Source organism: Actinoplanes sp. KI2 (genome assembly GCF_025630775.1).
GTDB lineage: Bacteria > Actinomycetota > Actinomycetes > Mycobacteriales > Micromonosporaceae > Actinoplanes.
In genome coordinates this window covers 1-17,688 of record NZ_JAOSZE010000016.1, presented here as the reverse complement: position 1 = coordinate 17,688, position 17,688 = coordinate 1, and the positions used below count along the sequence as shown (strand labels likewise).

The window sequence follows — 17,688 nt, the reverse complement described above, 5'->3', positions numbered from 1 at the left end:
GCTCCGGACCACTCGGCACGGACTGTCCGCAACAGGCTCATCGCGTTGGTTCTCCGATCTGGCACGCTGTAGGAGTGAGCGAATCCGTTACCGCCGCGCCGTCCGCCTGGGTCAACCTGCCGGACGCATCCGAGAAGCTCGGCGTGTCGATCAGCAAGGTGCACCAGATGATCCGCGACGGGCAGCTGCTCGCGGTCAAGCACGACGGCGTCCGGCAGGTTCCGGCCGAACTGCTGGCTAACAGCACCGTGCTCAAACACCTCCCGGGCGTGCTGACCTTGCTCCGCGACGCCGGGTATAACGACGAAGAGGCCCTCCGGTGGCTGTACCAGCCCGACTCTGATCTCGACGGCAACGCGGCGCTCGGCCTGGGCGGCCCCCGGGCCCGCGAGGTGAAGCGGCGGGCGCAGGCCCTCGGTTTCTGATGCGCCATCTGGCGTACGTGTCGGTCCTGGCCGGCTGCCTGCTCGCCGCGATCTGGCTGGAGCCCGTGCTGCGGGTCGGCGTGTTCCGGCGGTGGCGCCGGCTCCTGCTGACCGTCCTGCCGGTCGCGGGGGTCTTCGTGCTGTGGGACCTGGCGGCGATCGCGGCCGGGCACTGGCACTTCGACGAGTCGCAGATGACCGGGGTGGTGTTCCCCGGCCGCCTGCCGCTCGACGAGGTGCTGTTCTTCCTGGTGGTGCCGGTCTGCGCGGTGCTCGGCTTCGAGGCGGTGGGTAAGGTGCTGCGCCGCCCGGCCGGCGACGAATGACCTACACGGCGGCGGCGGTCCTGGGCGTCCTGGTCGCGGTGGCGCTCGACCTGTTCGTGCTGCGCGTCCGGCTGCTGGGGCGGGTGGTCTTCTGGGCCACGTACCCGCTGATCCTCTTTTTCCAGCTCCTGTCGAACGGCATCCTGACCGGCCGCGCCATCGTGCGGTACGACCCGGGCGCGATCCTCGGGTGGCGGATCGCGTACGCGCCGGTGGAGGACCTGCTGTTCGGGTTCGCGATGGTGCTGCTCACCCTCGACCTGTGGGTGTGGTGGGGCCGCCGCGGCGTGAACTAGGAACTAGACAGTACGGCGGGTGGCGGCGTCGGCGAGGGCGTGCAGCACGGTGCGGGCCTGTTCGTCGATCGGGGCGGCCTCGAGCGCGGCCAGCGAGGCCGACATCAGCTCGTCGATCCGGCGCTCGGTGGCGGCCAGCGCCCCGCACTCCCGGATCAGCGCGCGCAGCCGCGGAACGTCCGGCTCCGGGTCGCCCAGCGCCGCGTCGAGCTCGACCTTCTCCGCGTCCCCGAGCAGGCCGAAGGCGGCGGCGATCAGGTACGTGCGCTTGCCCTCGCGCAGGTCGTCGCCGGCCGGCTTGCCGGTCTGCGACGGGTCGCCGAAGACGCCCAGGATGTCGTCGCGCAGCTGGAACGCCTCGCCCAGCGGCAGGCCGAACGCCGTGTACGACGCGGCCACCTCGAACGTCCCGCCGGCGATCGCGGCGCCCAGCAGCAGCGGGCGTTCGACCGTGTACTTCGCGGACTTGAACCGGGCCACCTTGCCGGCCCGCTCCAGCGACGTGTCCGCCGTCACCTGGGTCAGCACGTCCAGATACTGGCCGACGGTGACCTCGGTGCGCATCTCGTCGAAGACCGGGCGGGCCCGGACCAGCTCGGCCGGGCCCAGCCCCGAGGCGTGCAGCAGCTCGTCCGACCAGACCAGCGCCAGGTCGCCGAGCAGCACCGCGGCGTTCTCGCCGAACCCGGACGGTTTCCCCCGCCAATCGGCCAGCCGATGCCGATGCTCGAACCGGCGGTGCACCGACAGTTCGCCGCGCCGGGTGTCCGAGGCGTCCATCAGGTCGTCGTGGATCAGCGCGCTCGCCTGCACCAGCTCGAGCGCGGACACGGCGGCCACCACGGCGTCCGAGTCGGTGCCGCCGGCGCCGCGGAAGCCCCAGTAGGCGAACGCCGGGCGCAGCCGCTTGCCGCCGCCGAGCACGAAGTCCTCGAGCGCGTCAGACACCTCCGCCAGCGCCGGGTCGATCGCGGTGAGCCGGGTGCGCTGCTCGGCCAGGAACGCGGCGAGCGCCTTGTCGACGCGCGGGCGCAGTCCGGCCAGCTCAACGGGGGAAGTCACCCGTCAGACGCTAATCGGCTCGCCCCGGGCGGCCATCGGCCGGGTACCCGACCCGGGGTTACCGTTTTGTGCGCTTTATGCCACCTCACAAATATCTTGGGCAGCCGGTACAGTCTTCGTCGTGGCACTCGGACTCCCCTCACGCTTCCCCCGCACACCGGCGATCGGTGAGCTGATCCGGGCCGCCGATCCCACGTTCTCCTTCGAGTTCTTCCCGCCCAAGACGCCCGAGGGCGAGCAGCTGCTCTGGCGGGCCATCCGCGAGCTCGAGCCGTTGCTGCCCAGCTTCGTCTCGATCACGTACGGCGCCGGCGGCACCACGCGGGACACCACGGTCGCCGTCACCGAGCGGGTGGCGAGCGAGACCACGCTGCTGCCGATGGCTCACCTCACCGCGGTCAACCACTCGGTCGCCGAGCTGCGGAACGTGATCGGCCGGCTGGCCGGCGCGGGCATCCGCAACGTGCTCGCGGTCCGCGGCGACCCGCCGGGCGACCCGATGGGCGAGTGGGTGCGCCACCCCGCCGGCGTGCTCTACGCCGAGGACCTCGTGCGCCTGGTCAAGGAGTCGGGCGACTTCAGCGTCGGGGTGGCCGCGTTCCCCTACAAGCACCCCCGCTCGCCCGACGTCGAGAGCGACACCCGAAACTTCGTCCGCAAATGCCGCGCGGGCGCCGACTTCGCCATCACCCAGATGTTCTTCGACGCGGAGGAATATCTGCGCCTTCGCGACCGGGTCACCGCCACCGGCTGCGCGACCCCGATCGTGCCCGGCGTGATGCCGGTGACCCGGATGGCGACGATCGAGCGGTCCAGCCAGCTGTCCGGGGCGCCGTTCCCGCCGCACCTGCTCGAGCGCTTCGAGCGGGTGGCCGGCGACGAGGCGGCCGTGCGGGCACTGGGTGTCGAGCTGTGCGCCGAGATGTGCGCCCGGCTGCTCGACGAGGGCGTGCCGGGCATCCACTTCATCACGCTCAACCGCTCGACGGCGACCCGCGAGGTGTGGCAGCTGCTCTCGCCGAAGGCGGTCGGCTCCTCCACGCCGCCCGCCGGCGACGGCACAGGCGAGATCGCCGCGGCCGCCTGACCGGGCCGTGTCCGGGGACGAGCCGCGGCCGCCTGACCCGGCCGTGACCGGGGACGAGCCGCGGGTGCCTGACCCGGCCGTGACCGGAGAGGAGCCGCGGCCGCCTGACCCGGCGGTGTCCGGGGACGAGCCGGGGCCGCCTGACCCGGCCGTGACCTGGGAGGCGTACTGCGCGGCCTGGGCTCGGCTGCACGGCGGCTTCGACCCGAGGGCGGCCTCCGCGGTGGTGCGGGGGTGGGTGCGCGTGGCCTACCGGATGGGTTCGTGGCTCGGCGCCCGGCGGGTGGCGCCGTCCGCGGTGACCACGGCCGGGCTGGTGCTCTGCTGGTGCGTGCCGCTGGTGGCCGCGCTGGGCCGGGCCCCTGCGGCGCTCGGGGCGGCGCTGGTGCTGCTCGCGGCGCTGGCCGACGGGCTCGACGGCGCCGTCGCGGTGGTGAGCGGCCGGGCGTCCCGGCTCGGTTACGTCTACGACTCGGTGGCCGACCGGCTCGGCGAGGTGGCCTGGCTGCTGGCGTTCTGGCTGGTGGGGGCGCCGGGCTGGCTGGTGGTCGCGGCCGGGACGGTGAGCTGGTTGCAGGAGTACGCGAGGGCCCGGGCCACGGCGGCGGGGATGGCGGAGCTCGGCGTCGTGACCGTCGCCGAGCGGCCGACCCGGGTGCTGGTCGCCATCTTCGGCCTGCTGGCGGCGGCGGTCGTCCCGATCGCGACGACGGTGGCGGCGGCCGTCTGGCTCGGGCTCGGGCTCGTCGGCCTGGCCCAGTTGGGCGTGGCGATCCGTCGTGCGTTGGCCGCCTGACCGAGTCATGCGCCTGTGTTGCAGAGGGCCGCGCGATCCGCGGCCGGCGCGACCGGATCCAGCGCGGGCGCGGCGCAGTGCGAAGCCGGAGCCTCGGGCTGCGGCGGGCGGCGGAGCAGGAACGTCGTGATCAGCAGGGCGGCCACCACGAAACCGGCCGCCACCAGGAACGATCTGACGTATCCGTCGTGCAGTGCCGTCACGGCCGGGACCCCCGCGGCCGCCCGGTCGGACGTGTGCGCGGCCGCGACCACCGCCAGCACCGACAGGCCGAGCGCACCACCCGCCTGCTGGGCCGTGTTGCTGAAGCCGGAGACCATGCCGGTGTCGGCCGGGGCGGCGCCCGCCATCGCGAGCATGATGATCGCCGGGACGGTGACGCCGACGCCCAGGCCCATCACGATCAGCGGCGGCAGCAGGTCGGCCACGTAGGACACGTCGGCGGGCATCCGGCCGAGCAGCACCAGGCCGACGAGCAGCAGCGACAGGCCGGCGATCAGCACCGGGCGCGGGCCGAGGCGGCCGGTCACGCGCGGCGCCACGAACAGCGACACCAGACCGATCACCAGCGGCGTCGGGAGGAACGCGAGGCCGGTGCCGAGCGCGTCGTAGCCCATCACCCGCTGGACGAACAGGGCATTCAGGAACTGGAACCCCATGCCGGTGGCGAAGACCAGCAGCACGGCGGCGTTCGCGGTGAGCAGCCAGCGGCGGGCCAGCACGCGCAGGGCGATCAGCGGGCGGCGGGCGAGGCGTTGCCGCAGCAGGAAGGCGAGGATCAGGACCACCGCGGTGGTTCCGCTGAGCGTGGCGGGCACGGCCGCGTCCGATGAGCCGGTACGCACGATCGCGTACACGCCGAGCGAGAGGCCGGCCGTGATCAGGAACGCGCCGGGCAGGTCGAGGCCGGCGGCCAGTCCCGGGCCGGTCTCGCGGGGCAGCAGGCGGCGGCCGGCCAGCCAGACCGCGACGCCGATGGGCACGTTGACCAGGAAGATCGCCGGCCAGCCGACCGCGTCGGTGAGCACGCCGCCGACCACGAAGCCGACCGTGGCGCCGGCGGCCTGGGTGAAGCTGTAGATGCCCATGGCCCGGGCCTGCTCGGCGGGCGCGGGGAAGAGGCGCACGATCATGCCGATCACGACCGCGGCGGCCAGCGCGCCGCCGGCGCCCTGGGCGAAGCGGCCGGCGACCAGCAGGCCGGCGGTGCGGGCGAGGCCGCAGAGCAGGCTCGCCACCGTGAACAGGCCGAGACCGGCGAGGAAGACCCGCCACGCGCCGACCAGGTCGCCGAGGCGACCGGCGAGCAGCAGCAGGCCGGCGAAGGCGACCAGGTACGCGTTGACAACCCAGGCCACGCCCGTGGGGGAGAAGCCCAGATCGCGCTGGATGTCCGGAACGGCGACGGCGACGATCGTGCTGTCCAACACGATCATCAGTGACATGGCGCAGAGCACGGCGAGGGCCGCGCGGCGGCTGGTATCCATGGCTCGACGTTAGCAGATGATCCTGTAGTGGACTATCTGCTAACGGAGCTTCATCGGTTCCGGGACCGTCGGATCGGCTGCGGCCCGGGATCACGCGTCGTCCCGGCCAGGGTGCCGAGCGCCTCGACGAAGGCGGCCCGGCTGTCGGCCGGCAGTCCGCCGAGCGCGTCCGCGTGCACCCGGTCGACGATCCGCTGCGCCTCCTCGGCCGCGAGCCGGCCCTTCTCGGTGACCGCGACGATCCGGGCCCGCCGGTCGGTGGTGGACGGGCGGCGCTCGGCGAGGCCGCGCCGTTCCAGCTCGTCGACGGTGCTGACCATGGTGGTCTTGTCCAGATCGGCGAGGGCGGCGATCTGGATCTGGGTGCGCTCCTCCTCGAGCGCGTGAATCAGCACGCACTGCATACGCGGGGTGAGATCGACGTCCGCGAGGGCGGCGGACAGCCGGTTGGACAGCGCATGACCGGCCATGTTGAGCAGGCCGGTGATGTCGCGCTCGGTGCGGAGGGGTGCTGCCATGGGCCTATCCTACCGCCGGGTCGTCTGCTAGTAGATGATCCGTGCGCTGGACGACCGGCGGGCCTGCCCCCGTGCCGGCCCACCGGTCGCCGTCTCGTGCGGCTCGATCAGGCGTCGAACCAGGTCGGCGCGTACGGCCGCACCAACAGCGGCATGCGCGCCTCGCCGGGCGTGCGGTCACCCTTGCGGTTGTTGCACCGCCCGCAGGCCGCGACCGTGTTGGCCCATTCGTTCTGGCCACCCCGCGACCGGGGCAGCACGTGGTCGATGGTCGACGCCGCCCCGCCGCAGTACGCGCAGTTCCGCCCGTCCCGCGCGAGCACGCCGGCCCGCGACCAGACCGGCCCGCGACTGTGTCGCCACCGCGTCACCACGTAGCTGACCAGCCGCACGACGGTCGGTATCGGATAGATGCCGATCCGCTGGTCCGGCTCGGCCTCGTGCACGACGGCGACCTCACGGAACAGCATCCGGATGGCATGCCGGAGGCTGACCCGGTGCAGCGGTCCGCAGTCGGCGTTAAGCACCAGCACCGCGCTCATCGTGGCCCACCTCCCCCACAGGCAATGTAGAAATTTGTCGGTACGGCCGATCGCGCTTTTGTCGATCGGCTGTGTCACGGAACACGGTAGGTTCGGGCTCCACCCCGGACAACCGAATAACGATCAAGCCCAGCTCAGCCGTAGCTTGTGGACAGGAGATGTCTTCAGGAGGCGGGGATGATCGCGCGGACTTGGCGGGGCTGGGCCTCGCGGGCGACGGCCGAGGACTATCGGCGGCATTTCGAGAGCGAGGTGGCGACGCATCTGCGCCGCGTGCCCGGCTTCCGGGGCGCGCGGCTGCTGGCGCTGCCGGCCGGGGACGAGGTCATGTTCACCACGATGACGTTCTTCGACGGGATGGACGCGGTGCGGGGCTTCGCGGGGGAGCGGCCCGAGCTGCCGGTTCTCGAGGACGAGGCGCGGCGGGTGCTGAGCCGCTGGGACGACCGGGTGAGCCACCACGAGGTGGTCGCCGACCTGATCTGACCGATCGCGGGCCGGCCGTCACACGGAGCTGGGCTGGACGGCCGGTGACCGGGGGCGGTAGAGCGCCGCGGCGGCCGCCAGCGCGGCGGCGGCCAGGAACAGCGGGGTCGGCCCGAAGCCGACCAGGGCGGAGCCGAGCGGGATCGCGACGGCTACCGGGCCGAACATGACGGTGTTCGAGGTGGCGGAGACCCGGCCCAGCAGGTGGCCGGGGGTGCAGGTCTGTACCGCGGTGACGCCGGCGATCAGGGCCAGGACCAGGCCCAGGCCGGACAGGGCGCCGCCGGCGATCAGTGCGGGCCACCAGGGGATCGAGGAGCAGACGCAGGCGGCGGCGAAGATGGCCGTGCCCAGGGCGGCCACCGCCGGTGGGGACAGGCGGGCGAGGAGGCGGCCGACCAGCAAACCGCTCACGATCGAGCCGACGCCCTGGGCCGTCGAGAGGACGCCGAGCCGGGTCGCGGGCAGGTGCAGGCCGTGCACGACCTGGCCGATCAGCGCGGCGTTGACCAGGCCGGACAGCCCGATCGCGGCGGCCGCCACGAGGACCGGGCCGCGCACGGCCGGATTGCCGAAGAGCGCGCGCAGCCCGGCCCGCACCTCCCCGCGCCCCGACCAGTCGACTCGTCCTCCGGCGCCGTGCGCGACCGGCGCGGCGGGGGTCCGCGGGAGACGGAGGAGGGCGTAGCAGGTCGCGGTCAGAAGGGGCAGCGCCGCGCAGGCCAGGACCACCGGGATGGGACCTCGCCAGGCGTAGACGCCGGCGCCCAGGAGCGGCGCCACGATCTTCATGCCCTCCTGGGCGCTCGATCGCCAGCCGTTGACGTCGCCCAGCGACGTCGCCGGCACGGCGGACGGGAGGATTGCCGACTCGCCGGCGTCCAGCAGGACGTAGCTCAGGCCGCGGGCCACGAGGACCGCGAAGATCAGCCCGACCGCGCCCGGGGAGGACGCGGGCAGCAGGCCGAGGATCAGCAAGCCCAGGACGACATCCACCGCGATCAGCAGCGTGCGGCGCGGGAGGCGGTCGACCAGGGTGCCCAGCCACGGCGCCGCGAAGGTGGGGGCGTAGATGCACAGGCCGGTCAGGGCGGCCAGGGCCACCGAACCGGTCAGGTCGAGCACCCAGACGCGGGCGACCAGGGTCATCGCGGTGCTGCCCAGGCCGGACAGGAGGGAGATGAGGACGAACAGGGACGCGTTCCGGCGCACGGCAGGGACCTCCCGAGGGGTGAGTCGGCTGGACTCACATCCTCAAGAGTTGAGTGGCAAGCTGTCAAGTCTATGGCGTGGCGGCCTCCAGCGCGGCGCTCAGCCGGGACACGGCCGCCCGGGTGGCGGCGGGCAGCGGGGCGCCGGCCGCGGACAGGTCGGACACGGCGTCGGCCACCAGCGCAAACAGCGCGGAGACCGGGGCGTCGGGGGCGGTGGCGAGAGTCTGGCGGACGAGGGCGGCGCGGGTGAAACGACGGTCCCAGCGGCGATCGGCGCCGATCCGCCGGTGCAGGTCGGCGGCGGCGGCCCGCAGCTCGCTGACCTGCGAGCCGAGGCCTCGGTCGAGCTCGGTGGCGGCCGGATGCACGGCGGTGGTCAGCCGCAGGCGGCGCTGCTCGGCGGCCTGGCGGCTGCCCAGCCCGAGGGCCTCGGCGATCTCCACCCAGGTGGCGCCGGCCCGGCGAGCCTGGTCGATCAGCGCCAGCTCGTGGGCGTCGAGGCGCGCTCGCTCGGCGGGAATCGCCCGGAGCGCGGTGAGGTCGGCCATGGCGCAATTCTAGAGTTGTCAACGAACAGTTGACAACGATGAGGAGCGGAACCATGCAGGACAACCCGGCGGCCGCGGTCGGAGGGTGACCAGCGACGGCGCGTGGCGCCGCACCGGGGACTTTGCCGACGCGTACGGGAAAAGGTTTTTAAGCGCCGCGCTGCAAGGGAAAGACGCCGCCCTCGTCGGCCAGGCGCGAGGGGCGGTGGCCGTCGTCGCCACGGACCCGGGCGGCGATCTCCTTGCGGGCCTCGGGGCGCAGCCGGCGCAGGCGAGGGGCGGCCGGCTCGCGGGTGATGTAGCCCTGGACGTGCTTGATCTTGCGCTCGAAGATCTGGCGCAGGGTGAGCGGGGACTCGTCGTCGACGCCCTCGACGATGACCACGCGCGGGGTGTGCGAGGCGTCGCGTGCGACCGACACCACCAGCGCGAGCTCCTGCAACGCCTGCGGGTGATGCAGGATCGCGCGGTCGACCTTGATCTGGGTGAGCGGGAGCTCGGCCATCCGGGAGAGCGAGGCGTACCCGGTGCCGAAGTCGTCGACGGCGAAGGCCACGCCGACGTCGCGGGCGATCGTGGCCAGCCGCTTGTGGAAGTACGCGTGCGGCTCGTCCGGCCACTGCTCGCCGTCGCGCGGCTCGATCGGGTCCTGCTCGGAGATCTCCAGGGTCACGGCGGCCGGGGTGAGCCCGGCCTCGGCGATCGCGATCCGGAGGGTTTCCACGTACGAGTCGCTGAGCAGCGCGCGCACCGAGACATTGACCGAGACCGGCTTCGGCTCGTCCCACGGGCCGGCGGCGTTCGCCTCGGCGTAGGAGCGCAGCGCCGTGCGGAGGATGACCTTGTCGCGCTCGACGACGAAGCGGTCGCCCCAGATGCGGGCGATCTGCAGCATCGCGACCGGCGCGCGGGACTCGTCGAGCGAGCGGCGGGCCAGCGCCTCGTAGCTGTGCACGCCGACGTTCGCGACCGCCGGCCCGATCGTGACGACCGGCTGGAAGACGATGCGGAACGAGCTCAGCACCTCACGGTAGAGGCGGAAGCAGCGCTCGTAGAGCGGGGTGGGCAGCCGGCCGAACGTCTCGCGGAGGGCGGTGAGCACCTGGATCTCGGCCTCGGCGGGGGAGGCGGCGAAGTCGGTGCGCCAGATCGTCTCGATCACCTTCGCCATCGGCTGGCCGATCGCGACCAGGGCGGCGGGCGGATTGACCACGGCGAGCAGCAGCACGGTGTCGTCGCTGCGGCTGACCGGTACGCACAGCAGGGTGCGGCTGGTGTCACGGAAGATGCGGCCGAACCACTCGAGGCTCGACGGGTCGTCGGTGAACTGCAACAGGTCCTGCACCGATGCCTGGTCGAAGCGCGCGGTGGCGTCGATCGTGGTGATGCCGGTGGCGGTGTATTCCAGCAGGGCCACCGACTCGGCTCCGGTCGCGGCCCGAAGGTAGTGCACCCGGTCGGCGCGCAGCATCGCGCCGGAGAGCCGCGGCTCGCGGGCGGCCCGGGACAGTCGATCGATCAGGCCGGCGATCGCCGTGGCGTGCCGGTCGATCGGGTTTTCCAGGGGTAGCACCTCGACCGGCTCGGGGACGCGTGGCGCCGGCACCGGGGTCGTGATGATCAGCTCGGGGCCGGAGCTGGTCAGCGCCGTGGTCGTGGCCCACTCCTGGAGGATGACGCCGGGCTGCGGGTCGAGGCCGCGCTCCAGGACGTACCCGCTGAGGGCCGCGAAAGTCACCCGTCCGGTGGAGTCGGCGGCGCCGCCGCGCAGCCCTTCGAGCAGGTGATGGGTGAGCACGCCGTGGCCGAGCGACGGATCCTCCCGGGCGGCGCCGTCCCGGGCGCAGACGGTGAGCGCCGAGTATCGCCCGCCCAGGCCGATCGGGTCGCGGTGCCGGCCGCGCAGGCTGCCCGACCGGCAGCAGTCGAGGATCAGGGTGGCCGCGCCCGCGAACAGCTCGAGCACGTCCCGGTGCAGGTAGGACAGCCGCAGCCCGGCGTCGGGGTCGTCGCCGAGCGCGGCCTCGTCGAGGTCGGGGGTGACCAGGTAGAGGTCGTTGCCGAGGCTCCACGCCGGGGTCAGCGTGTGGCCGGCGAAGTAGACCAGCAGCGTGTCGGACGCGTCGGAGTGCAGCGCGATCCGGCGCAGTGCCGTCTTGATCGCGGCGACGCTGGTGTACGGACCCGCGAACAGCTCCACATCGGCCGGGTCGAAGGTGCCGATCGCGGGATCGCAGAGCAGGTCGCGGACGGATTCGGCGTCGCGGGCCGCGTATCGCAGGGCGGGCAGGGCAGCGCCGATCGCGGAGTCGTCAACTCCGACAACTACCGCATAGCGCTTGTCCGTCACCGATTGTCCCCGGGATCGAGCCCTCCGTGATGAGGGCTGTCGAATGCGGGCCAAGCGATGATAGCGATTCGGCGGCCCCGATCAAATCGGCGAAATTGATCGTTCGTAGCGCTCGATGTCGGCGGGGTCGTGGGTGACGCATCCGAGGTAGTTGTCCGGCCGGACCAGCACCAGGGTCGGGGCGGTGATGTCGTACGCGGCGAGGGCCGCGGGGTCGTCGATGTGGTGGGCGTGCGGCAGGTCGCCCGGCCAGGCGAAGGCGAGCAGCGTCGGGTGTGGGCCGCGGAGCAGGTCGAAGACGGTCACGTCGCCGCAGGGTGCGTCCGGCGCGCGGTCGCCGGCTCGCACGGAGCCCGGCGCCGGGCGGCACTCGGCAGCCAGCGGGCCGCCGCGGTAGGTGAGGGAGAGCTGACGCAGCACCGGGTCCTCGCGGTTCATCGCGCCGGGCTCGCGGTCGACGGCGGCGCGGTGCAGGCGGGTGCTGATGCCGAGCACCTCGGCCGCCACCGGCAGGCGTTCCTCCTCGTACGTGTCGAGCAGCCGGTCGTTGCCGGTGGCGAGCTTCCAGCCCAGGTTGTAGGCGTCCTGGATGCCGGTGTTGAGGCCCTGGCCGCCGGCCGGCGAATGTACGTGCGCGGCGTCCCCGGCGAGGAAGACGTCGCCGACGCGGTAGCGGGACACCATCCGCATGTTGGCCCGGTACTCCGACGTCCACCCGATGCGGGTGACCTTCATGCCGACATCGGAGACCAGCTCGTCAATGGACAAATCGGATGGTGGGGCGGTGAGCTGGAAGTCCTCGGTGCCGGGCAAGGGGCAGAGGCCGAGCTTGAACGACTGACCGTCCGGCCATATGTGCCAATTTTCCCGACTCAAACCCTCAATTCGGACGTCGGCAATGGTCAGTCGTTCGGTCTCGTGGGTTTCCCCTTCGAAGGGCACGCCGAGCAGCTTGCGGACCGTGCTCTGCCCGCCGTCCGCCCCCACCACGTACCGGGCCGTGGTGATCTCGCCGCTGTCCAGCGTCACCCGGACGCCGCCCTCGACCTGCTTCAGCCCGGTGACCCCGACCCCGAGCTCGACCGGCACCCCCTCGGCCAGCAGCGCGCAGGTCCGCCACTGCGGAAGCATCAGCATGTTCGGGTACGGAACCTGGGCCGTCGCCTCGTGCAGCGGGTCCATCCGCCGCCGCATCTTGCTCCCGTCGGGCAGGTGCAGGAGCAGCTCGGGATACTCCCCGCCGGCCGCGCGGAACGCGTCGATCAGCCCGAGGTCGTCCAGCACCTCCTGGGTGCGCGGCTGCAGCCCCTTGCCGCGCGACCCGGTGAACGGCTCGGCCGAGCGCTCCACGATCCGGAACGGAACACCGCGCCGCTGGAGCTCGCGGGCCAGGGTGAGGCCGGTCGGGCCGGCGCCGACGATCATTATGAACTTAGATTCACTGAACATGGGTTCACCGTACGGCGCGTTGATATCCTGCGTCAATGGCGGAGACGGGTGTGCGCAAGCAGCGTGCGGCGCAGACCGAGGCGGAGCTCAAGGCCGCGGCGATCCGGGTGTTCGAGCGGGTGGGCTATCTCAACACCAAGATCACGGACATCACGGCGGAGGCAGGACGCGCGACGGGCTCGTTCTACCAGCACTTCCCGAGCAAGGAGAAGCTGCTCGAGGCGCTGCTGTCCGACCTGCTGGCGCTCGGCGACGAGGGCGCGCTCGCGGCCGGGCACTCGGACGACTTCTCCGACCGGGCCGCGATCCGCTGGCACATCGAGCAGTTCTGGACGGTCTACCGCCGGCACCGGACGGTCATGGCGGCGCTGCGGCAGGCGGCGATCGTCGATCCGGAGTTCGACCGGGTGCAGCGCGAGATGCTCGAGCCCGATCTGCGGCACATCGCCGACCACATGGCCAAGACCGCCCCGTCGGCCGACCCGATGGTGCTGGCGACGATCTTCAATTCCGTGGTCGGCTCGTTCGCCGACACCTGGATCGACAAGCTCCCCGACCAGGAAGCCATCGAAACCCTGACTTCTTTTCTGTACGCGGGCATCAACGGTTGATGCCGGGCCGGGCACGCCATTGTGCCCGGCCCGGAGCCCATCCGACCGCCCCGCCCGCCGCCCAAAAGCGGACTGAAGCCTGCGTTACCTGTTGCGCAGTGCCTTGCGGTAGTCGCTGTTCAGGCGACCGATCAGGGTCAGCGGGATACCCTTGGGGCAGACCGTGGTGCACTCGCCGGCGTTGGTGCAGCCGCCGAAGCCGGCGTCGTCCTGCGCCTGGAGCATGTCGATGACCCGGCTGTCCCGCTCCGGCTGGCCCTGCGGCATGAGGCCCAGATGGGCGACCTTGGCCGCGGTGAACAGCATGGCCGAGCCGTTCGGGCAGGCCGCGACGCAGGCGCCGCAGCCGATGCAGGTGGCCGCCTCGAACGCCAGGTCGGCGTCCTTCTTGGGCACCGGGGTGGAGTGCGCCTCGGGCGCCGCGCCGGTCGGCGCGGTGATGTAGCCACCGGCCTGGATGATCTTGTCGAACGCGGTGCGGTCCACCACCAGGTCCTTGATCACCGGGAAGGCGGCGGCCCGCCACGGCTCGACATCGATCACGTCGCCGTCGGCGAAGTGCCGCATGTGCAGCTGGCAGGTGGTGGTGGCCCGCTCGGGGCCGTGCGCCACGCCGTCGATGACCATGCTGCACATGCCGCAGATGCCCTCGCGGCAGTCGTGGTCGAACGCGATCGGGTCGTCCCCGTCGAGGATCAGCTTCTCGTTCAGGACGTCGAGCATCTCCAGGAAGGAGGCGTCGGGGGAGATGTCCTTCACGTCGTACGTGACCATGCGGCCCTTGTCCTCCGCGGAGGACTGGCGCCACACGCGTACCTGGATGTCCATTACTTGTAGCTCCGGGTGCTCGGGTGGACGTACTCGAATTCGAGCTGTTCCTTGTGCAGGGTGGGCTTGCCGTCGGCCTTCGCGTACTCCCAGGCCGCGACGTAGGCGTACTCGTCGTCGTGACGCAGCGCCTCGCCGTCCTCGCTCTGCGACTCGGCGCGGAAGTGGCCGCCGCAGGACTCGCGGCGGTGCAGGGCGTCGATGCACATCAGCTCGCCGAGCTCGAAGAAGTCGGCGACCCGGCCGGCCTTCTCCAGGTTCTGGTTGAGCTGCTCGCCGGTGCCCGGCACCTTGACCCGCTGCCAGAACTCCTCCTTGAGCGACCGGATGAGGCCGATGGCCTTGGTGAGGCCCTCCTCGGTGCGCTCCATGCCGCAGTACTCCCACATGATGTGGCCCAGCTCGCGGTGGAACGAGTCCACGGTCCGGTCGCCGTCGACGGCCAGCAGCTTCGAAATACGGTCTTCGACCGATTTGCGCGCTTCGACCACGTCGTCGTGATCTTCCGCGATCTTCTCGAACGGGCCGGCGGCCAGGTAGTTGCCCAGGGTCGTGGGCAGCACGAAGTAGCCGTCGCCGAGGCCCTGCATCAGCGCCGACGCGCCGAGCCGGTTGGCGCCGTGGTCGGAGAAGTTCGCCTCGCCCACCACGAACAGGCCCGGGATCGTCGACTGCAGGTCGTAGTCGACCCAGAGGCCACCCATCGTGTAGTGCACCGCGGGATAGATCCGCATCGGGACCTCGTACGGGTCCTCGCCGGTGATCCGCTGGTACATCTCGAAGAGGTTGCCGTACTTGGCCTCGACCGCCTTCTTGCCCAGTCGCTGGATCGCGTCCGCGAAGTCCAGGTAGACGCCGAGCCCGCCGGGGCCGACGCCGCGGCCCTCGTCGCAGACGTTCTTGGCGGCGCGCGAGGCGATGTCCCGGGGCACCAGGTTGCCGAACGACGGGTAGATCCGCTCCAGGTAGTAGTCGCGGTCCTCCTCGGCGATCTCGGCGGCCGGCTTCTTGCAGTCCTCGGCGCGTTTCGGCACCCAGACCCGGCCGTCGTTGCGCAGCGACTCGCTCATCAGCGTCAGCTTCGACTGGTGCGTGCCGGACTCGGGGATGCAGGTCGGGTGGATCTGCGTGTAGCAGGGGTTGCCGAACAGCGCGCCCTTGCGGTGCGCCCGCCACGACGCCGTGACGTTGCAGCCCTTGGCGTTGGTGGAGAGGAAGAAGACGTTGCCGTAGCCGCCGGAGGCGAGCACGACCGCGTCGGCCATCTCGGTGGTGATCTCGCCGGTCACCATGTCGCGGACGACGATCCCGCGGGCCTTGCCGTCCACGATGATCAGCTCGAGCATCTCGTGCCGGGCGTTCATCTCGATGTTGCCGAGCCCGATCTGGCGCTCCATCGCCTGGTACGCGCCGAGCAGCAGCTGCTGGCCCGTCTGGCCCCGGGCGTAGAAGGTGCGCGACACCTGGGTGCCGCCGAACGAGCGGTTGTCGAGCAGGCCGCCGTATTCGCGGGCGAACGGGACGCCCTGCGCCACGCACTGGTCGATGATGTTCACCGAGACGCTGGCCAGCCGGTAGACGTTGGACTCGCGGGCGCGGAAGTCGCCGCCCTTGACCGTGTCGTAGAACAGCCGGTAGATCGAGTCGCCGTCGTTGCGGTAGTTCTTCGCGGCGTTGATGCCGCCCTGCGCGGCGATCGAGTGCGCCCGCCGCGGGCTGTCCTGGTAGCAGTACGACTTGACCCGGTAGCCGGCCTCGGCCAGGGTCGCCGCGGCCGAGCCGCCGGCCAGGCCGGTGCCCACCACGATCACCGTGAGCTTGCGGCGGTTGGCCGGGTTGACCAGCTTCGCCGAGAACTTGCGGCGCTCCCAGCGGGTCTCGATCGGGCCGTCCGGGGCGGCGGTGTCGGCGATCGGGTCGCCGTCGTTCCAGTATTCCGACATTCCGGCTTAACCCACCAATCCAGTCATGACCGCGAACGGCACGGACAGGTAACCGATGACCAGGACAAGGCTGAGAAACAGCGCGGTCGCGCGGGCGACCCGCTCGCCGCGGGGCTTCTGCTGGCCGAGGGTGCGAACCGCGCTGAACAGGCCGTGCCGCAGGTGAAAGCCGATGGCCACGATCGCGAGCAGGTAAACGAGGGTCACGTACCAGCGGCTCGGGGCGAAGTCGGCCACCACGTTCGCGTACGGGTGCCCGGCCTCGGCCGCCGGGTTCAGGGTGAGCGTGGTCAGGTCCAGAATGTGGTAGATCACGAAGAGCAGGATGATCACCCCGCCCCAGCGCATCGTGCGCGCGGCGTAGCTGCCCTGCACCTTGGGTCGGTGGGCGTACTTGACCGGCCGGGCCTGGCGGGCGCGCCGGGCCAGGATCGTGGCGGCGGCGACGTGCCCGACGACCGCGATCGTGAGGCCGCCCCGCTGGATCCAGAGGAACCACTCGGTGGGCAGCACCGGGGTGCCGATCGTGCGCAGCCAGTGCGCGTAGTGATCGAAGGTCGTCTCGCCGAAGAAGATCTTCAGGTTGCCGATCATGTGCAGGTACAGGAACAGGACCAGCGTGATGCCGGTCACCGCCATGAAGATCTTGAGCGCCACGGACGAGGTCCGCTTCTTGACCGGCGCCGGGGTGGCCCGTGCCACCTTGGGAGTTCTCGTGTCTACCGCCACGGTTTTGACGGTAGGAAGTCCCTATGCGATTCGTCTAATGCATGATCGGGTAGGTGTTCATAGCGATAGGCTATGCAGGTGCAGTTGCAACAGCTTCGATACTTCCTGGCGGTCGCGGAAACCCGGCATTTCACACAAGCGGCGGATAATCTGGGCGTCTCCCAGCCGACTCTCAGTAAACAAATTCACACCCTGGAACAGAGCCTCGGCGCGCCCCTGTTCGAGCGCATCCGGGGGGCGGTCGCGCTCACCGTGGCCGGCGAGACGCTGCTGCCGCTGGCGCAGCGGATGGTCGCCGACGCCGACGCGGCCCGCGAGGCCGTGCAGGACATCGTCGGCCTGCGCCGCGGCGACGTCCGGCTGGGCGCCACCCCGAGCCTCTGCTCGTCGCTGGTTCCGGAGGTGCTGCGGACCTTCCGCGCCGAACACCCCGAGATCCAGCTGTACGTGAACGAGGGCAGCTCCCAGGACCTGATCGAGAACCTGCTCGCGCACACTTTGGACCTGGCCCTGATCGTGCAGCCCGACCACGGTGTCGACCCGGCCCTGGTCACCGCGCCGGTGCTGCGCGAGAGCCTGGTGGTGGCGTCCGCCTTCGACCGGCCGCCGCCCACCTCCCAGGCGCAGATCGTGCTCTCCGAGCTCGAGCACACTCCACTGGTGATGTTCCGGGCCGGCTACGACATCCGCGGCGTCACCCTCGAGGCCTGCCGGCAGGCCGGCTTCACCCCGAAGTTCGCGGTCGAGGGCGGGGAGATGGACGCGGTGCTCGCCTTCGTCGAGGCCGGGCTGGGCGTGGCGCTGGTGCCGAGCATGGTGCTGGCCAACCGTCCGCTGCTGCGGGCGACGCCGCTGGCGCCGCCGGGCATGCGGCGGACCATCGCCCTGGCGCATCGCAAGCGGTCCGTGCTTCCGCACGCCGCCGAGGCCTTGCGTACGACGTTGCTCGCTCACGTGGCGACCGAGGAGCTGCCGTCCGGCGTACGCCCGC

Annotated in this window: 19 protein-coding genes; 8 read left to right on the top strand and 11 right to left on the bottom strand. The window is 71.6% G+C overall.

The features are described 5' to 3' along the window. The first annotated feature begins 74 nt into the window (after window positions 1–74). The 3 genes from ODJ79_RS18105 to ODJ79_RS18095 are packed head-to-tail and all read left to right on the top strand — an operon-like array spanning window position 75 to window position 1,047. A complete protein-coding gene (locus ODJ79_RS18105) occupies window positions 75–425 on the top strand; it encodes an Rv2175c family DNA-binding protein (RefSeq protein WP_263024655.1) in 351 nt (116 codons plus the stop codon). After that, complete coding sequence (locus ODJ79_RS18100) at window positions 425–751, top strand: lycopene cyclase domain-containing protein (protein ID WP_263024654.1); 327 nt, start codon at window positions 425–427, stop codon at window positions 749–751. Before ODJ79_RS18105 ends, ODJ79_RS18100 begins: the two co-directional genes overlap by 1 nt. Then, entirely contained in the window at window positions 748–1,047 is a 300-nt protein-coding gene (locus ODJ79_RS18095) for a lycopene cyclase domain-containing protein (RefSeq protein ID WP_263024653.1), read from the top strand. Before ODJ79_RS18100 ends, ODJ79_RS18095 begins: the two co-directional genes overlap by 4 nt. A 3-nt stretch (window positions 1,048–1,050) precedes the next feature. Here ODJ79_RS18095 and ODJ79_RS18090 read toward each other — a convergent pair whose 3' ends face one another. Beyond that, window positions 1,051–2,109, bottom strand: a complete 1,059-nt coding sequence (locus ODJ79_RS18090; protein WP_263024652.1) for a polyprenyl synthetase family protein — start codon at window positions 2,107–2,109, stop codon at window positions 1,051–1,053. Between the two features lie 121 nt (window positions 2,110–2,230). Between ODJ79_RS18090 and metF the strand changes: the two genes are divergently transcribed. Next, window positions 2,231–3,196 carry a methylenetetrahydrofolate reductase [NAD(P)H] gene (metF, locus tag ODJ79_RS18085; protein ID WP_263024651.1) on the top strand — a complete coding sequence of 322 codons (966 nt, stop codon included), beginning with the start codon at window positions 2,231–2,233 and terminating at the stop codon, window positions 3,194–3,196. A gap of 151 nt (window positions 3,197–3,347) precedes the next feature. Further along, a complete protein-coding gene (locus ODJ79_RS18080) occupies window positions 3,348–3,992 on the top strand; it encodes a CDP-alcohol phosphatidyltransferase family protein (protein WP_263024815.1) in 645 nt (214 codons plus the stop codon). Window positions 3,993–3,997: 5 nt separating this feature from the next. On the opposite strand, the gene ODJ79_RS18075 is transcribed toward ODJ79_RS18080, so the two are convergent. From ODJ79_RS18075 to ODJ79_RS18065, 3 genes are all read right to left on the bottom strand, one after another. After that, window positions 3,998–5,479, bottom strand: coding sequence for an MFS transporter (locus ODJ79_RS18075; protein ID WP_263024650.1), 1,482 nt, complete (start codon window positions 5,477–5,479; stop codon window positions 3,998–4,000). Between the two features lie 50 nt (window positions 5,480–5,529). Continuing rightward, window positions 5,530–5,997, bottom strand: a complete 468-nt coding sequence (locus ODJ79_RS18070) for a MarR family winged helix-turn-helix transcriptional regulator (RefSeq protein ID WP_263024649.1) — start codon at window positions 5,995–5,997, stop codon at window positions 5,530–5,532. Window positions 5,998–6,104: 107 nt separating this feature from the next. Continuing rightward, window positions 6,105–6,539, bottom strand: coding sequence for an HNH endonuclease (locus ODJ79_RS18065; RefSeq protein ID WP_263024648.1), 435 nt, complete (start codon window positions 6,537–6,539; stop codon window positions 6,105–6,107). A 177-nt stretch (window positions 6,540–6,716) separates the two neighbouring features. Between ODJ79_RS18065 and ODJ79_RS18060 the strand changes: the two genes are divergently transcribed. Continuing rightward, complete coding sequence (locus ODJ79_RS18060; RefSeq protein WP_263024647.1) at window positions 6,717–7,025, top strand: antibiotic biosynthesis monooxygenase family protein; 309 nt, start codon at window positions 6,717–6,719, stop codon at window positions 7,023–7,025. Window positions 7,026–7,043: 18 nt separating this feature from the next. Here the strand turns inward: ODJ79_RS18060 and ODJ79_RS18055 are convergent, their stop codons facing one another. The 4 genes from ODJ79_RS18055 to ODJ79_RS18040 form a co-directional block, all read right to left on the bottom strand. Then, the gene (locus ODJ79_RS18055) at window positions 7,044–8,237 is read right to left on the bottom strand and encodes an MFS transporter (RefSeq protein WP_263024646.1); all 1,194 of its coding nucleotides are present in this window, start codon (window positions 8,235–8,237) and stop codon (window positions 7,044–7,046) included. Between the two features lie 70 nt (window positions 8,238–8,307). Next, window positions 8,308–8,787: a hypothetical protein gene (locus tag ODJ79_RS18050; RefSeq protein ID WP_263024645.1), complete on the bottom strand. Its 480-nt coding sequence runs from the start codon at window positions 8,785–8,787 to the stop codon at window positions 8,308–8,310. Between the two features lie 148 nt (window positions 8,788–8,935). Next, window positions 8,936–11,137 carry an EAL domain-containing protein gene (locus tag ODJ79_RS18045; protein ID WP_263024644.1) on the bottom strand — a complete coding sequence of 734 codons (2,202 nt, stop codon included), beginning with the start codon at window positions 11,135–11,137 and terminating at the stop codon, window positions 8,936–8,938. Between the two features lie 81 nt (window positions 11,138–11,218). Continuing rightward, window positions 11,219–12,586 (bottom strand): FAD-dependent monooxygenase, encoded by a 1,368-nt coding sequence (locus ODJ79_RS18040; RefSeq protein ID WP_263024643.1) that lies wholly within the window; start codon window positions 12,584–12,586, stop codon window positions 11,219–11,221. Between the two features lie 35 nt (window positions 12,587–12,621). On the opposite strand from ODJ79_RS18040, the gene ODJ79_RS18035 reads away from it, so the two are divergent. After that, complete coding sequence (locus ODJ79_RS18035; protein ID WP_263024642.1) at window positions 12,622–13,197, top strand: TetR/AcrR family transcriptional regulator; 576 nt, start codon at window positions 12,622–12,624, stop codon at window positions 13,195–13,197. A gap of 84 nt (window positions 13,198–13,281) precedes the next feature. Here the strand turns inward: ODJ79_RS18035 and ODJ79_RS18030 are convergent, their stop codons facing one another. From ODJ79_RS18030 to ODJ79_RS18020, 3 genes are read right to left on the bottom strand one after another with little or no spacing between them, the layout of a single operon-like run. Then, a complete protein-coding gene (locus tag ODJ79_RS18030; protein ID WP_263024641.1) occupies window positions 13,282–14,025 on the bottom strand; it encodes a succinate dehydrogenase/fumarate reductase iron-sulfur subunit in 744 nt (247 codons plus the stop codon). After that, window positions 14,025–15,968, bottom strand: coding sequence for a fumarate reductase/succinate dehydrogenase flavoprotein subunit (locus tag ODJ79_RS18025; protein WP_263024640.1), 1,944 nt, complete (start codon window positions 15,966–15,968; stop codon window positions 14,025–14,027). Before ODJ79_RS18025 ends, ODJ79_RS18030 begins: the two co-directional genes overlap by 1 nt. Window positions 15,969–15,974: 6 nt before the next feature. Continuing rightward, a complete protein-coding gene (locus ODJ79_RS18020) occupies window positions 15,975–16,625 on the bottom strand; it encodes a succinate dehydrogenase cytochrome b subunit (protein WP_263024814.1) in 651 nt (216 codons plus the stop codon). A 144-nt stretch (window positions 16,626–16,769) separates the two neighbouring features. Between ODJ79_RS18020 and ODJ79_RS18015 the strand changes: the two genes are divergently transcribed. After that, window positions 16,770–17,688: LysR family transcriptional regulator (locus ODJ79_RS18015; protein WP_263024639.1), on the top strand; the 919-nt coding region annotated here is incomplete at its 3' end.

Coding starts and splice junctions, on each gene's coding strand:
- ODJ79_RS18060 (WP_263024647.1), top strand. CDS start 6,717: ATGATCGCGCGGACTTGGCGGGGCTGGGCCTCGCGGGCGACGGCCGAG.
- ODJ79_RS18065 (WP_263024648.1), bottom strand. CDS start 6,539: ATGAGCGCGGTGCTGGTGCTTAACGCCGACTGCGGACCGCTGCACCGG.
- ODJ79_RS18100 (WP_263024654.1), top strand. CDS start 425: ATGCGCCATCTGGCGTACGTGTCGGTCCTGGCCGGCTGCCTGCTCGCC.
- ODJ79_RS18030 (WP_263024641.1), bottom strand. CDS start 14,025: ATGGACATCCAGGTACGCGTGTGGCGCCAGTCCTCCGCGGAGGACAAG.
- ODJ79_RS18095 (WP_263024653.1), top strand. CDS start 748: ATGACCTACACGGCGGCGGCGGTCCTGGGCGTCCTGGTCGCGGTGGCG.
- ODJ79_RS18040 (WP_263024643.1), bottom strand. CDS start 12,586: ATGTTCAGTGAATCTAAGTTCATAATGATCGTCGGCGCCGGCCCGACC.
- ODJ79_RS18050 (WP_263024645.1), bottom strand. CDS start 8,787: ATGGCCGACCTCACCGCGCTCCGGGCGATTCCCGCCGAGCGAGCGCGC.
- ODJ79_RS18025 (WP_263024640.1), bottom strand. CDS start 15,968: ATGTCGGAATACTGGAACGACGGCGACCCGATCGCCGACACCGCCGCC.
- ODJ79_RS18035 (WP_263024642.1), top strand. CDS start 12,622: ATGGCGGAGACGGGTGTGCGCAAGCAGCGTGCGGCGCAGACCGAGGCG.
- ODJ79_RS18075 (WP_263024650.1), bottom strand. CDS start 5,479: ATGGATACCAGCCGCCGCGCGGCCCTCGCCGTGCTCTGCGCCATGTCA.
- ODJ79_RS18070 (WP_263024649.1), bottom strand. CDS start 5,997: ATGGCAGCACCCCTCCGCACCGAGCGCGACATCACCGGCCTGCTCAAC.